Source organism: Achromobacter sp. T5-5 (assembly GCF_055397965.1).
Genome location: NZ_AP027919.1, coordinates 153,988 through 168,087, shown reverse-complemented (window position 1 = coordinate 168,087; position 14,100 = coordinate 153,988). Strand labels below are relative to the sequence as shown.

Here is a 14,100-nt window from a genome sequence, read left to right as displayed (position 1 = left end):
CGGGTGCGCCCAGTCTTGCGGCGCACCGGTACGAAGTTCCAGCCGGTTTAGCGCGCGCCGCCCAGGACGCCACCCATGACCATCATCATGAACTGTTCCAGCGGCATCTTCTTGCCGTTGAAGTCCACCTGGCCGTCAGCGTAGTTCAGGTAGGTCACGATGCTGTCGTTCTCCAGCTTGCCCAGGCCCATCGCGATAGCCATGGTGCCCACCATTTCAGCCTGACCCTTGGCGGTCTGCGCGGCCTGGTCGGCCGGCACGCCACGCGTCTGCGGCTCGATGGCCATCAGGTCGGCCAGGTTGGCCTTGGACAGCACCAGCTTGGCGTCCAGCTTGCGCAGGGCCTGCACCAGCATGTCGGAAAACTCGCCGTCCAGCGCGGCCGGCTTGGCCAGCGCCAGGTTCAGGTTGAACATGGACGTGCCGTTGGCGGTGCGCACTTCAAGCGGCGCCACGGCCAGCGTCGGATTGCCGGCCAGCAGTTGCTCCAGGTTGGTCTTGAGCACGGCGCGCTCTTCGTCCGTGAATTCCGGCGTCGTCTGTTCGCCCTGGCTTTGCAGCATGCGGCGCGAGGCGGCCTCGTAGACGTCGTTCAACGCCTTCAGCGCCTTGGAATCCAGGTTCTGCGCGTCGATGACGAGCTTCATGCCGGCCATGTCCTTGGCCTGCACGTTGATCATGCCGAAATCAACGGCCATCTTGGCGCCCATGGCCGGGCCGGCTTCCGTCAGGTCCACGGCAATGCTCGTGTCCTTGAACTGGACCGGAGGCTTTTCCTTGGACGTGATCGTCCAATCCTTGAACGTCACCTTCTGGCTGCCCACGTACATGTCGTTGGCAGCCGGCTTCATGTCGCTGGTCAGGGTGATGCCCTTGACCGCCATGGCGGTGATGTCGCTGTCCTCGGACGGACCGGACAACACCAGGCTGTCGGCGGCCACGTTGAACACGCCGCGCTTGGTGGACGTGGCGTACTCGAAGTCGCCCTTCATGCCCGAGAAGGCGAGCTTCGAGGCGTCCTTGGCGATTTCCACGGGCGCCATGTCGAAGTTGCCGGTGATGTCTTTGCCGTAGCTGACGCTGTAGTGGCCCGACAGCGGCACCGCGCCCTTGGCGGCGGCGAACCATTCCTTGACGGTCGGCGTCTCTTCCAGCGCGAAGTCGCTGGCGACCATGGCCGGCACGAACTTGCCCGACTTCAGGTTGGACAGCGGCAGGGGGCCGTGGCTCAGGTGTTCGACGAACAGGACCTCATGTTCCTTCGCGGGCGCACCGCTGGTCGCGGGATCGGTGAACTTGATGCGGTAGCGCGCCACGGAGGAGAACACGCCGCGCTCGAACGACGCCAGCTCGGCGACCGCATTGATGCCCCACTTGTCGCCAGCCTTCTTGAGCTCGACGTTCGAGTCCTCGATGGCCTGCTTGACGAAGGCTTCGGCCTTTTGGCCCGTGTACCAGGCCGTGCCGGTCCAGACCGCGCCGAGCGCGACGACGATGCCAACTATTGCCGATTTCTTCATTGCATCCCTTTAGGTTCGATAGGTGAAAGCGGACGGATTATAGGGAGGGTCGCCTAGGGAAAACACTTATTTCGTTCTGATTTGATGCGAATTGTTGCTGAACAATACGAACAACACCCTGCGCCGTATGCCGCACCGCCACATCAGCTACAATCCTTTCGTGCGCTATGCCAATCTGCGCACGTCCGCTAGGCCCTTCGCTGCCAAGCTTCGCCCAACAGGGCGCTTCCCTTTTCTCCTTATTCGACCGCCTGGATTGGAGTCTCTCGACTAGAGCGACAGGCTGCCGCTGGAGTTGTTTTGACTACCTCTTCCCCTTTTGCCGACCTCGGGCTGGCTGATTCGCTATTGCGCGCCATCGCCGACACCGGCTACACCGCGCCCACGCCCATCCAGGCCCAGGCCATTCCGCAAGTGCTCAAAGGCGGCGACCTGCTCGCGGCCGCCCAGACGGGCACCGGCAAGACCGCCGGCTTCACCTTGCCCATTTTGCATCTGCTGTCGCAGAAAAAGCCCGAGGCCCGTAAGCCCGGCCGCCCCCGCTGCCTGATCCTGACCCCCACGCGTGAATTGACCGCGCAGGTCGCCGAATCGGTGCAGACCTATGGCAAGTACACCGCGCTGACCTCCATGGTGATGTTCGGCGGCGTCAACATCAACCCCCAGATTTCCGCACTGCGCAAGCCGCTGGACATCCTGGTGGCCACCCCGGGCCGCCTGCTGGATCACTGCGGCCAGAAGACGATCGACCTGTCGGGCGTGGAAATCCTGGTGCTGGACGAAGCCGACCGCATGCTGGACATGGGCTTCATCCGCGACATCCGCAAGATTCTCGCGCTGCTTCCCAAGCAGCGCCAGAACCTGCTGTTCTCGGCCACGTTCTCGGACGAGATCCGCACGCTCGCGCGCGGCGTCCTGAACAACCCGGGCGAAGTGTCCGTCACCCCGCGCAACACCGCCACCGAGCTGGTCACCCAGACGGTGCACATGGTGGAACAGCATCACAAGCGCGACCTGATCAGCCACATCATCCGTGAAAGCGGCTGGCACCAGGTGCTGGTGTTCACGCGCACCAAGCACGGCGCCAACCGCCTGGCCGAAAAGCTGGTCAAGGACGGCCTGACCGCCGCGGCCATCCACGGCAACAAGAGCCAATCGGCCCGCACGCGCGCGCTGGCCGGCTTCAAGGACAGCACCGTGACCGTGCTGGTCGCGACCGACATCGCGGCCCGCGGCCTGGACATCGACCAGTTGCCCCAGGTGGTGAACTTCGAGCTGCCCAACGTGCCGGAAGACTACGTGCACCGCATCGGCCGCACGGGCCGCGCCGGCGCCACCGGCGCCGCGGTCTCGCTGGTCGACAACAGCGAGATCAAGCTGCTCAAGGATATCGAGCGCCTGATCAAGAAGACGATCGAACGCAAGCCGGTCGAAGGCTGGACGCCTCCGGCCACCAGCGCGGCCGCCTTCGAACGCCAGGAACGCGACGAGGACTCCCGCAACCAGCGCGGCGGCCCGCGCAATGGCGGCGGCGGCCGCGGCGGCAACGGCGGGGCGGGGCGTTCGCGTCCCGGCCAGGGCCAGCCGCGCGCAGCGGCTGGCGGCCGCGCGCCCGCGCCGGCCCGCGCCGGCGAAGGCCGCGCCAACGCCGGTCCGCGTGACGGCAAGCCCACCGACCGTCCGGCTCACGCTGGCCGCGCCGAGGCCCGTCCGCAGCAGAACCACCGCCGCCCAGAAGGCTCGGCGCGTCCGGCCGGCAATGCCGCGGCAGGCCGCCCGTCCGAAGGACGTCCGGCGCAGGGGCGTTCCGGCGCTCCCCGCGCCGCGCTGCTGAGCAAGTAACAGCAAGCAGGTAATATCACCGGCAATCCCAATCCTGCGATCCACGACCCCGCGCCATCATGCCCTTATCCACCTGGTTGACGTTCTTCCTGGCCTCCTGGGCCATTTCGTTCTCACCGGGCGCGGGCGCGATCTCGGCCATGTCGTCCGGCCTGAAATACGGCTTTGCGCGTGGCTACTGGAACACGGCGGGCCTGATCCTGGGCATCCTGTTCCAGTTCGTCGTGGTGGCCGTGGGATTGGGCGCCGTGCTGGCCACGTCCGAAATGGCCTTCAACGTGGTCAAGTACCTGGGCGTGGCCTACCTGATCTACCTGGGCGTGCGCCAGATCCGCACGGACGCCGCGCCGGTCGCGGTGGACGCGGGCGATCCCAAGAAGGCGTCCATCCGCGAACTCGTCATGCGCGGGTTCCTGATCAACACCATGAACCCCAAGGGCACGGTGTTCCTGCTGGCGGTGGTGCCGCAGTTCGTGGACCCCGCGCTTTCGCTGACCCCGCAGTACGCGGCGCTGGCGGCCACGCTGGCCTTCACCGACCTGGTGGCGATGGGCGTGTACACGCTGCTGGCGGCGCGCGTGCTGCGCCTCTTGCGCGACGCCAAGCACATCCGCTGGATGAACCGGACCTTCGGGTCGCTCTTCATCCTGGCCGGCGTGTTTCTGGCGACGTTCCGCCGCCATTCCTGAATTTGAAGCGTGGGGCACGCGCCGGCAGCGGCGCGTGCCCTACATGTTTTCATGCACGACACCGGACCGCGCCGGCCTGAAAATGCCGCGTTAAGTAGAATCCTCCGATCATGAGCATTTCCAACGAAGTCGCACGGCGCCGTACGTTCGCCATCATTTCCCACCCCGACGCGGGCAAGACCACGCTGACGGAAAAGCTGCTGCTGTTCGCAGGCGCGATCCAGATCGCGGGCAGCGTCAAGGCGCGCAAGGCGTCGCGCCACGCCTCGTCCGACTGGATGGAGATCGAAAAGCAGCGCGGCATTTCCGTGGCGTCCTCGGTGATGCAGATGGAGTACCGCGAGTGCGTCATCAACCTGCTCGACACCCCGGGCCACCAGGACTTCTCCGAAGACACCTATCGGGTGCTGACGGCGGTCGATGCCGCGCTGATGGTCATCGACGCCGCCAACGGCGTCGAGCCGCAGACCATCCGCCTGCTGCAGGTCTGCCGCGCGCGCAACACGCCCATCATCACGTTCATCAACAAGATGGACCGTGAAGTGCGCGAACCCCTGGAACTGCTGTCCGAGATCGAAGGCCATCTGGGCATGGACGCGGTGCCGTTCTCGTGGCCGGTGGGCATGGGCAAGTCGTTCGGCGGCGTGTTCGACATCCGCCGCGACCGCATGCGCGTCTTCCGCCCCGGCCAGGAGCGCCGTTCCGACAACGACGACTTCATCGAAGGCCTGACCAACCCCGAAATCGCCAAGCGCTTCGGCTCGGCATTCGACCAGGCCAGCGGCGAGATCGAACTCATCAACGAAGCCGCCCCCGCCTTTGATCGCGACCAGTTCCTGGCCGGCAAGCAGACGCCCGTGTTCTTCGGATCGGCAATCAACAACTTCGGCGTGCAGGAAGTGCTGGACGCCCTGGTTGACCAGGCCCCGCCTCCCGGCGCGCGCGTCGCCCTGCAACGCGAGGTGCAGCCCGAAGAGCCCAAGTTCACCGGCGTGGTGTTCAAGGTGCAAGCCAACATGGACCCCGCGCACCGCGACCGCGTCGCGTTCGTGCGCGTGAGCTCCGGCCGCTTCGAGCGCGGCATGCGCCTGAAGGTGGCGCGCACCAACAAGGAAATGCGCCCGAACAACGTCGTGTCCTTTCTGTCGCAGCGCCGCGAATTGCTGGACGAGGCGTATGCCGGCGACGTGATCGGCATTCCCAACCATGGCGTGCTGCAACTGGGCGACGTGCTGACCGAGGGGGAAACCCTGCAGTTCACCGGCCTGCCGTTCTTCGCGCCCGAACTGTTCCAGGCGGTCGAAGTGAAAGACCCGCTGCGCACGAAGCAACTGCGCACCGGACTGACCCAGCTGGGCGAGGAAGGCGCGATCCAGGTGTTCCGTCCCGAGGCCGCCGGCGGCTCGCTGCTGCTGGGCGCGGTCGGCCAACTGCAGTTCGAAGTCGTCGCCCACCGTCTCAAGACGGAGTACGGCGTGGATGCCCGGATGCTGCCGTCGCGCTACACAATGGCACGTTGGATTACGTCTGAAAACCCCAAGGCGCTGCGCAAGTTCATGGATGCCAATGCCGCCCATATCGCCTATGATGTGGTGGATGCTGCGGCGTTTTTGATCGGTTCTCCCGCGCAGTTGCGCGTCGCCGAGGAACTGTATCCCGATGTGAAATTCCACGCCATGCGCGAGCACGGCGGCAAGGTTTTCGGAGACAAAGCGTAAACCCGTTCGGGTTCCGCACGGCAGATTGAGGGTAGCAATGTCTTGGCGTTTTTTATTTGCAACGCTCCTGATCGCGCTCGGCGCGTCGGCTTGGGGCGGGCTTCAACTGGGTGATTGGCTTGTGGCGCATGCGCCCGCGGCGTCACCCGCTCCCGGGCAGGATGCGTCCGCCTCCCAGCAACCGGTGCTGGATGCCAACGGTCGCCCGTATGTCGCGCAGCCGCCCCAGCCGCGCATCGACGGCACGCTGGGCGTGCCGGACAAGCCGGCCGACCGCGAATGGCAGGTCAACACCGTGTCGCTGTTCGACACGGTCAGCGATCCCGCCGTGCAGATCTCCCGCGAACGCATCAGCCCCGAACAGGCGCGCGAAATCGCGGCTGCCTCGCAAGTGCCGCTGCCTTCGGGCACCTCGGACGTCAGCACGATGGATCTGCTGGTTCCCGGCACGTCCACCGCCATCAACGGCGGCGTGGCCGCCGGCGGCAGCTACGGCACGCCGCAGATGGTGCAGGCGCCTCCGCCGCCGCCCAACACCGCCCCGGCGGCCGGTGCGCAAGGCTGGCAGGATGCGCTCAAGCGCGAGCTGGCCCACTGCGCCACGCAAGGCTTCTTTGAGCGCCCCTCGTGCTCCTGGAACGCGCGCAACAAGTACTGCGCGCCCAACCGCGCCTGGGGCACCATGGCCGAATGCCCGGCCCGTCCGCAATAGTCCCAACGCTCGCAGCCTGCAGGCGCAGGCGCGCGGCATGAAAAATGGCGCCCCGTGGGGCGCCATTCTTTTTGCAGCCAGCCGCCTTATTCGGGCACGGACATCTGGCTTTGCAGGTAGTTCTGGATGCCGACCTTGTCGATCAGGTCGATCTGCGTTTCCAGGTAATCGATGTGTTCTTCGGTGTCGTCCAGGATGTCCTGGAACAGATCGCGCGAAACGTAGTCGCGCACCGATTCGCAGTAGGCAATGGCTTCCTTGACGGTCGCCTGGGCGCCTTGCTCGAGCTTGAGGTCACAGGCCAGCAGCTCGGGCACGTCTTCGCCGATCAGCAGCTTGTGCAGGTCCTGCAGGTTGGGCAGGCCGTCCAGCATGAAGATGCGGGCGATCAGACGATCGGCATGCTTCATTTCGCCGATGGATTCTTCGTACTCGTGCTTGCCCAGCTTGTCGAAGCCCCAATGGTTCAGCATGCGGGCATGCAGGAAATACTGGTTGATGGCCGTCAGCTCGTTGGTCAGTTGCTTGTTGAGAAACTGGATGACGGTTTTGTCGCCTTTCATGATGGACTCCTTGCAGTCAGGCGCGACGCGAGCGCATCGCGACAAAGGAGCGCACGATGCCGCGCGTACGCAACCCGTGCAGACTACCATTTGGCGCGGTCCCGCGACTAGCTTTGGGCTGCATTTGGTAAACGGCTTTACGAGCGCAACAAGAAAGCGACACGCCAATGAGAATGAGTATGCATGCTTGATGCCTTGCACACTGGACGACGCATTCAAGCGGGCTGAGCCGGACATCCCGCGCCAAAAGCGCCGCCCGTGCGCTGGACGCGCGCGCCGCCCGCGGTCCCTGACAACGCCGCCATGGGCATGGAACGCAGACGGGCGGCGCGTTGCGTATCGGCAACCGGATCAGAGCCCCTCGCGTCTCGCGTTCCCCAACACGCTCGCCCATCCCGCTCGCCCGTCAGGCTCACGGCGCGCGCCGCGTGGCGAGCCAGATGCCGAACGCGATGGGAATGATGCCCAGCAGGTCCAGCCACGAGACGGGTTCGCTCAGCACCAGCCAGCCGAACAACAGGCCCAGCGGCGGCATCAGGAAATGCAGCGCGCTGGCCGACGTGGCGCTGGCGCGGCCAAGAATCATGAACCACAGGTAATAGCCCCCCATCGACACGGCGACGATCATGTAGGCCATGCTCCAGAAGAGGCTCGCGGTCAGGCGCGCATCGCCGATGTTCTCGCTGGCCAGCGCAAACGGCAGCAGCGCCGCGGCGCCGGCCAAGGACTGGATGCCGGTCGAGGTCCACAGTCCCGACGTCGGTTTGAGGCGCTTGTAGAGCAAGGTGCCCGCCACCAGCGCCACCAGCCCGCCCGTCACGAGCAACGTGCCGTGCACGTCTTCCTGCATGCCGGTCAGCCGCGATCGCAGCACCAGCGCCACGCCCGCCAGCCCCAGGCTCAACCCCAGCAGCTTGCGCCAGCCCAGGCGCTCGCCCAGCAGCGGACCGGCCAGCACCCCGATGAGCAGCGGATTGGTGCTGATCAGCACCGCCGTGAAAGCCGACGACACGGTAATCATGCCCGACCAGCTCAAGCCCAGGTACAGCGCGTTGTTCAAGACGCCCAGCAGGATGAGGGAGGCAAGGTCGCGGCCGGCGGGCAGCTTCCAGCGTCCGCTGGCCGCCGCCAGGCCCAGCATCAGCGCGCCGGCGATCAGAAAGCGGACGGTCAGGAGCGTGAGCGGCGGGCAGTCGCGCACCGCGATCTTGGCAGCCGCGAACGCCGAACTCCACAGGAAGCAGAACGCGGCGATGGGCGCCAGGCTGACGCCCGGACCGCCGGTCGCGGGCAGGGCGCAGGCAGGGGTTGAAAGAGCCTTCATGCAAGATCCGGCTAGAGTCGCAAGCCGCAGGCGCGGCGGGATGAGGGCATTCTCCGCGCCGCTCGATCCATTGACAAACTCTTTATTCAGATCGAAAGTATTTGAAAATCAAATGGATGTAGCGGCCGCCATGCTCGATCTCGATCTTTTGCACAGCTTTGTGTCGGTGGTGGAAGCCGGCGGTTTTACTGCGGCGGGCGAACGCGTGCACCGCAGCCAGTCCACCGTCAGCCAGCAGATCCGCAAGCTCGAGGAGACGCTGGAGTGCCCGCTCTTCGTGCGCGAAGGGCGCCAGGTCCAGCTCACCGAAGAGGGCGAGCGTCTGCTTGGCTACGCGCGCAGAATGCTTGCGCTGTCCACCGAAGTGCGCGAAGCCGTCAGCGGCCGCAAGCGCGTGGACGTGATCCGCCTTGGCATTCCGGACGATTTTGCGGTGGACGCGCTGACGGGCGTGGTGGCCGCCTTCGCCCGGGCCAGGCCGGCGGTGCAGTTGTCGGTGCGCTGCGACCTGACCGCCGTGCTCACCCGCGGCCTGGAGCGCGGGGACCTGGACGTGGCGCTGCTCAAGCGCGAGCCTGGCGCCGGGGCGTCCCTGGCCGCCTGGCCGGAACGGCTGCACTGGCTGGGCAGCGCATCCGCGCCGGTGCCGCTGCCGCCTGACGCGCCCGTGCCCCTGGTGGCCTTCCCCCAAGGCTGCGTCTACCGCAACCGCGCGATCCATGCCCTGGAGTCCGCCGGACGGCGCTGGCGCATCGCCTACGAAAGCCCGAACCTGTCCGGCGTGCAGGCCGCGCTCGCGGGCGGCCTGGGAATTGCCTTGCTGGAGCGGCGCTGCGTCGCGGCGGGCCATCGGATCCTGGACGTGGGTCTGCCGGCCGTGCCGCCATCTGAACTGGCGTTATGCGTGGCCGGGTCCGCGCGCGAACCCGCGCGTCAGCTTGCGATGAATATCAGGGATTTTTGCGAGAAGGAAATGACGCGGCTCGCCGCATGAAGGCAGCGAGCCGGTAACGCAGGCCAATGCTCAGGCGATGGCAACCAGGGGGATCGGGAAGCTGCTGTTGGCAGCCGGCGTGTCCGATTCCACCAGGGCGGCGGGCGCATTGACCGGAACGGCGATGGAGCGCACGTCGCAAACGCTGGAGCAGCGGCCGCCCGGCAGGTATTCGGCGGCGGTTGCCGCGCAGCAGCCGCAGCACGTGGCCACGCCCAGCTCGAACTGCAGGTCGGAAAGCGTCGTCGCGCCGGCGTCCACGGTAGCGCGGACTTGGCGTTCGGTGATGGCATTACATACGCAAATGTACATGCGAATGATTATCGAAAAATATTCGGACCCTGGCAAGCCCCGCGCGCAAATAAATTTGCAACAGCAATGTCACGCAAGCCATTGAAAACAGGGACGAATTTCCCGGAAACGCGTCCCTTATTTCAGCGTGCCGATGCCTGCGCCTTGCGCAGCGCCGCGGGGGCAATCCGCAGCGCTTCGCGGTACTTTGCCACCGTCCGCCGCGCAATCACTATCCCCTGATCGGCCAGTTTTTGCATGATCTGGCTATCCGACAAGGGCTTGGCGCGGTTCTCGTCAGCCACCATCTGGCGGATGTACGTCTGCACCGCCGTGGCCGACGTCGCATCGCCGCCCTCGGTCGACACCCCCGTTCCAAAGAAGCGTTTGAGTTCCAGCGTACCAAACGGAGTGAGCATGTACTTCTGTGTTGTGGCGCGCGAAATCGTCGATTCGTGCAGACCCAGTTCCCCGGCGATGTCCTTCAGGATGAGCGGCCGCATGGCCGCGGGGCCTTGGCTGAAAAAGGCGGTCTGGCGTTCGACGATGGCCTGCGACACGCGCAGGATGGTGTCGAAGCGCTGCTCGACGTTGCGGATCATCCATTTGGCCTGCTGGAGCTGGGCCTGCAGCCCCGCGTGCGCGGACTCTTTCTGATTGCCCAGCATCTGCGCGTACAGCCCGTTGATCTGCAGGCGAGGCACCGCGGCGCTGTTGAGGGTGGCCTGCCAGCCGCGCCGGGTCTTGCGCACGATGACGTCCGGCACGGCATATTCGGCGGCCGGCACGGTCCAGGCGCGCCCCGGGCGGGGCTCCAGGCGCAGGATCAGCGAATGGGCCGCGCGGAACGTCGGCTCGTCGCATCCGGCCGCCGCGCACAGGCGCGCCGCGTTGCCGGTGGCCAGCAGCGGCAGGTGTTCGGCGCAGATCCGCCGGGCACATGCCAGCACGACGGGGTCGGCCGCTTCCGGCTGCCGCGTGAGGTCCGGATTGCGCAATTGAAGCTGCAGGCATTCGGCCATGTCGCGCGCCCCGATGCCGACCGGGTCGAACGACTGCAGCAGCGACAGCGCGGCGCGCAGCTCGTCGATGTCGGGCTCCATCTCGGCCGGAAGCCAGCCCAGGATCTCATCCAGCGGCGATCCCAGGTAGCCGTTTTCGTCCAGTTCGTCGATCAGCAGGGACGTCAATGCCGCGTCGCGCGGCGCCGCGCGGGTCAGGGCCAGCTGACCCAGCAGGTGCTCGCGCAAGGTATCCGGCCGGGCCGCCTCGGGCAGGCTGGAGTCATCGTCGGGGTAGACGCCGCCGGAGCCCGGCATCTCATCGACCGGGGACTCGCGTTCAGCCGCCGGCTCGTCGTCCTGCACGGAGGACTCGCGCTCGGATTCGGCCCGCGCCTCCGCCGTCGACGGCTCATCCTCGCGGTCCAGCAGCGGATTCTCGGCCAGCACTTGCGAGATCTCCGCTTCAAGATCGAGCGTAGACAACTGCAACAATCGGATCGATTGCTGGAGTTGTGGGGTCAGCGTCAGGTGCTGGCCAGGCCGCAGTTCTAAAATTGGACGGGTCATAGGTACAATATTTTGCATGATGAATCTGACTTCGCCCGCAAGCGTTCGCCAGGACTGCCGACTGATCGGCCAGACCCTGCTCAAACTGGCGCTTCCCCGACTCGTTTTGCGCGCGATTGTCATCGCCGTCGCCCTCGTTGTCTGGTATCTCGTTGCCACCTGGATACTGGATTTCGGCAAGCGCATGAACTACGACTTCCTGCACACCCTGGGCCAGCCGACCATGGACATGGCGCAGCGGATCAACCCCTACCTCTGGTGGGTGGTCGCCGGCATCTGGTCCCTGATCGTGTTTTTCCTGGTGCGCGCCTGGTTCTACGCCAGCCTGGCCGCCGGCGCCGCAACGCCCGTCGGCACGGACGTGCTCGCTGAACTGGCGCCGAACCTGTCCGAGGAATCGCTGGGCGTCCTGCGCTGGACCTGGGGCGACCGCCAGGAACCTTTCACGGTGGGCGACCTGCGCCGCTCCCTGTCCGAATTGCGCCACAACCGCGTCGGCAAGATCGACATGGTCGCCGAGCAAGCCAGGATCCTGGAAGGAAACGCCAATCGCCCCTCGCGCGATCCGCGCGACGACGGTCGCCGCGAACCCCGCGCGGACCGCTACATCGAACCCCGCATCGGCCCGGCCCGCTAGATCAACCCACGCCCGCACAAGGCCGCCGCAAGGCGGCCTTGCTGCTTCCTGGGCCTGCGTCCAGAGACTACTTCCTGGGCCTGCTTCCGGGGCCAGACTTGCCCGGCCTGCTTGCTGGCCTGCTCCCATTGACCGGCTTTCTCAGCACCCCAGCCCTTGATCCGTCCCCAGCAGTTTACGTTTGCGCTTTCCAAAAAAGTATGTTTGACTAGCAACCTATGGCCGCTTACCGCACCTTCTCCGCGATTGACACCGGACGCTTCGACGCCCCGGTTGCCGGCCTGAGCGCTCGTTCCTCCTTCATCGCGCTATCGCTACTGCTACCGATCGGTTGCCGGGCCTAGTGTCCCCGTGGTAGCTCGGCAGCCACGCTTGCCACACGCGATTTTCCCCTTTTATTCCTGAATCCAGCCGGACAACCCCGGCAAACCCTGGCACAAGACCGCCATCCGGTCGCGATGCCGTCGAGCGCCCAAGGCGCCGGGATTCATAAGAAACCGATCGAGGTGTAGTGATGATGCTTGCCAACCCCGCCACCAAATACGTCCCCTTCGCGCCCTTTGCCCGCGATTTCTCCGAACGCACCTGGCCCAGCCGCCGCATCACGAAGGCGCCGATCTGGATGAGCACGGACCTGCGCGATGGCAACCAGGCGTTGATCGAGCCGATGAGCGTGGAGCGCAAGGTCCGCTTCTTCGAACAGCTCGTGAAGATCGGCTTCAAGGAAATCGAGGTCGGCTTCCCGTCGGCGTCGCAGACCGACTTCGACTTCGTGCGCAAGCTCATCGACGAAAAGCGCATCCCCGACGACGTGACCATCATCGTGCTGACGCAGTCGCGCGAAGACCTGATCAGCCGCACCGTGGAAGCAGCCGCGGGCGCCAAACAGGCCATCGTCCACATGTACAACGCCTGCGCGCCGGCCTTCCGCAAGGTCGTGTTCAACATGTCCAAGGACGAGATCAAGAACATCGCCACCACCGGCACGCGCCTGATCAAGCAATACACCTCGCAGCGCCCCGAGACCCAGTGGCGCTACGAATACTCGCCCGAAGTCTTCAGCACGACCGAACCCGAGTTTGCGCTGGAAGTCTCGGACGCCGTGGCAGACGTCTGGCAGCCCACGCCTGACAACAAGATGGTGTTGAACTTGCCCGCCACCATCGAGGCCACCACCCCCAACCTGTACGCCGACCAGATCGAGTGGATGCACAAGAACCTGGCCCGCCGCGACAGCATCGTACTCAGCGTCCACCCGCACAATGACCGCGGCACCGCCGTCGCCGCCGCCGAATTCGCGGTGATGGCCGGCGCCGACCGCATCGAAGGCTGCCTCTTCGGCAGCGGCGAGCGCACTGGCAACGTCGACCTCGTCACGCTGGCCCTGAACCTCTACACGCAGGGCGTGCATCCGGGCCTGGACTTCTCGGACATCGACGAAGTGCGCCGCTGCGCCGAATACTGCAACCAATTGCCGGTGCATCCGCGCCATCCGTACGCGGGCGACCTGGTCTTCACGGCGTTTTCGGGTTCGCACCAGGACGCAATCAAGAAGGGCTTTGCGCTGCAACAGCCGGACGCCGTCTGGGAAGTGCCGTACCTGCCGATCGACCCGGCCGACCTCGGCCGCAGCTACGACGCCGTGATCCGCGTGAACAGCCAGTCGGGCAAGGGCGGCGTGTCGTACCTGCTTGAACAGGAACACGGCCTGGTGTTGCCGCGCCGCCTGCAGATCGAGTTCAGCCGCGCCATCCAGCGCGTCACCGACGAAACGGGCCGCGAAGTCACCGCGGACGACGTGCACACGATCTTCAGCAGCGAATACCTCGAACAGAAGTCGCCCTGGACGCTCATCCGCCATCGTATCGACGGCGATCCGTCGGCCGGCGAAGGCCAGCACTTCAGCATCGAAGCCGAGCTCGAATTCAACGGCGAACGGCGCATCGTGCGCGGCAAGGGCGACGGCGCGATTTCCGCCTTCGTGGCCGCGCTGGACGTGCCCGTGCGCATCATGGACTACCACGAGCACGCCATCGGCACCGGCACCGGCACGCGCGCCGCTTCGTATGTCGAGCTGCGCGTGGGCGAGTCCGGCACGGGCTTTGGCGTGGGCATCGACCGCGACATCGTGACGGCCTCGTTCCAGGCCGTGCTGAGCGCCGTGAACCGCCACATCAATTCGGGCGCCATCGCCACCACCGAACAGGAAGCCGCCGAAACCGTGTGATCCACGGCAAGG

At 65.8% G+C, this 14,100-nt stretch carries 12 protein-coding genes; 7 read left to right on the top strand and 5 right to left on the bottom strand.

Annotated features, from left to right (window positions below):
* Positions 1–47: 47 nt before the first annotated feature.
* Positions 48–1,520, bottom strand: a complete 1,473-nt coding sequence (locus ACZ50Q_RS00805) for a YdgA family protein (protein ID WP_464080235.1) — start codon at positions 1,518–1,520, stop codon at positions 48–50.
* Positions 1,521–1,820: 300 nt separating this feature from the next.
* On the opposite strand from ACZ50Q_RS00805, the gene ACZ50Q_RS00800 reads away from it, so the two are divergent.
* From ACZ50Q_RS00800 to ACZ50Q_RS00785, 4 genes are all read left to right on the top strand, one after another.
* The gene (locus ACZ50Q_RS00800; protein WP_464080234.1) at positions 1,821–3,362 is read left to right on the top strand and encodes a DEAD/DEAH box helicase; all 1,542 of its coding nucleotides are present in this window, start codon (positions 1,821–1,823) and stop codon (positions 3,360–3,362) included.
* A gap of 59 nt (positions 3,363–3,421) precedes the next feature.
* Positions 3,422–4,051, top strand: a complete 630-nt coding sequence (locus ACZ50Q_RS00795) for a LysE family translocator (protein ID WP_076518031.1) — start codon at positions 3,422–3,424, stop codon at positions 4,049–4,051.
* 110 nt (positions 4,052–4,161) lie between these two features.
* A complete protein-coding gene (locus ACZ50Q_RS00790; RefSeq protein ID WP_464080233.1) occupies positions 4,162–5,769 on the top strand; it encodes a peptide chain release factor 3 in 1,608 nt (535 codons plus the stop codon).
* 37 nt (positions 5,770–5,806) lie between these two features.
* The gene (locus ACZ50Q_RS00785; RefSeq protein ID WP_076518035.1) at positions 5,807–6,481 is read left to right on the top strand and encodes a hypothetical protein; all 675 of its coding nucleotides are present in this window, start codon (positions 5,807–5,809) and stop codon (positions 6,479–6,481) included.
* Between the two features lie 86 nt (positions 6,482–6,567).
* Here ACZ50Q_RS00785 and bfr read toward each other — a convergent pair whose 3' ends face one another.
* Both bfr and ACZ50Q_RS00775 read right to left on the bottom strand, forming a co-directional pair.
* Positions 6,568–7,044 carry a bacterioferritin gene (gene bfr / locus ACZ50Q_RS00780; protein ID WP_057286114.1) on the bottom strand — a complete coding sequence of 159 codons (477 nt, stop codon included), beginning with the start codon at positions 7,042–7,044 and terminating at the stop codon, positions 6,568–6,570.
* Between the two features lie 412 nt (positions 7,045–7,456).
* Positions 7,457–8,368 (bottom strand): DMT family transporter, encoded by a 912-nt coding sequence (locus ACZ50Q_RS00775; protein ID WP_464080232.1) that lies wholly within the window; start codon positions 8,366–8,368, stop codon positions 7,457–7,459.
* Positions 8,369–8,498: 130 nt separating this feature from the next.
* On the opposite strand from ACZ50Q_RS00775, the gene ACZ50Q_RS00770 reads away from it, so the two are divergent.
* Positions 8,499–9,362: a LysR substrate-binding domain-containing protein gene (locus tag ACZ50Q_RS00770; RefSeq protein ID WP_464081933.1), complete on the top strand. Its 864-nt coding sequence runs from the start codon at positions 8,499–8,501 to the stop codon at positions 9,360–9,362.
* Between the two features lie 30 nt (positions 9,363–9,392).
* On the opposite strand, the gene ACZ50Q_RS00765 is transcribed toward ACZ50Q_RS00770, so the two are convergent.
* Both ACZ50Q_RS00765 and rpoN read right to left on the bottom strand, forming a co-directional pair.
* Positions 9,393–9,674 carry a (2Fe-2S)-binding protein gene (locus tag ACZ50Q_RS00765; RefSeq protein ID WP_076518037.1) on the bottom strand — a complete coding sequence of 94 codons (282 nt, stop codon included), beginning with the start codon at positions 9,672–9,674 and terminating at the stop codon, positions 9,393–9,395.
* A gap of 122 nt (positions 9,675–9,796) precedes the next feature.
* Complete coding sequence (rpoN, locus tag ACZ50Q_RS00760; RefSeq protein ID WP_464081932.1) at positions 9,797–11,224, bottom strand: RNA polymerase factor sigma-54; 1,428 nt, start codon at positions 11,222–11,224, stop codon at positions 9,797–9,799.
* A gap of 16 nt (positions 11,225–11,240) precedes the next feature.
* Here rpoN and ACZ50Q_RS00755 point away from each other — a divergent pair, with 16 nt between their 5' ends.
* Entirely contained in the window at positions 11,241–11,861 is a 621-nt protein-coding gene (locus ACZ50Q_RS00755) for a hypothetical protein (RefSeq protein ID WP_092576974.1), read from the top strand.
* Between the two features lie 514 nt (positions 11,862–12,375).
* The gene (gene leuA, locus ACZ50Q_RS00750; protein ID WP_464080231.1) at positions 12,376–14,088 is read left to right on the top strand and encodes a 2-isopropylmalate synthase; all 1,713 of its coding nucleotides are present in this window, start codon (positions 12,376–12,378) and stop codon (positions 14,086–14,088) included.
* Positions 14,089–14,100: the final 12 nt, after the last annotated feature.

What these genes read in the sequence shown, in the direction of transcription:
- ACZ50Q_RS00805 (WP_464080235.1), bottom strand. Translation starts at nt 1,520, where the DNA reads ATGAAGAAATCGGCAATAGTTGGCATCGTCGTCGCGCTCGGCGCGGTC.
- ACZ50Q_RS00795 (WP_076518031.1), top strand. Translation starts at nt 3,422, where the DNA reads ATGCCCTTATCCACCTGGTTGACGTTCTTCCTGGCCTCCTGGGCCATT.
- ACZ50Q_RS00790 (WP_464080233.1), top strand. Translation starts at nt 4,162, where the DNA reads ATGAGCATTTCCAACGAAGTCGCACGGCGCCGTACGTTCGCCATCATT.
- ACZ50Q_RS00785 (WP_076518035.1), top strand. Translation starts at nt 5,807, where the DNA reads ATGTCTTGGCGTTTTTTATTTGCAACGCTCCTGATCGCGCTCGGCGCG.
- bfr (WP_057286114.1), bottom strand. Translation starts at nt 7,044, where the DNA reads ATGAAAGGCGACAAAACCGTCATCCAGTTTCTCAACAAGCAACTGACC.
- ACZ50Q_RS00775 (WP_464080232.1), bottom strand. Translation starts at nt 8,368, where the DNA reads ATGAAGGCTCTTTCAACCCCTGCCTGCGCCCTGCCCGCGACCGGCGGT.
- ACZ50Q_RS00770 (WP_464081933.1), top strand. Translation starts at nt 8,499, where the DNA reads ATGCTCGATCTCGATCTTTTGCACAGCTTTGTGTCGGTGGTGGAAGCC.
- ACZ50Q_RS00765 (WP_076518037.1), bottom strand. Translation starts at nt 9,674, where the DNA reads ATGTACATTTGCGTATGTAATGCCATCACCGAACGCCAAGTCCGCGCT.
- rpoN (WP_464081932.1), bottom strand. Translation starts at nt 11,224, where the DNA reads ATGACCCGTCCAATTTTAGAACTGCGGCCTGGCCAGCACCTGACGCTG.
- ACZ50Q_RS00755 (WP_092576974.1), top strand. Translation starts at nt 11,241, where the DNA reads ATGATGAATCTGACTTCGCCCGCAAGCGTTCGCCAGGACTGCCGACTG.
- leuA (WP_464080231.1), top strand. Translation starts at nt 12,376, where the DNA reads ATGATGCTTGCCAACCCCGCCACCAAATACGTCCCCTTCGCGCCCTTT.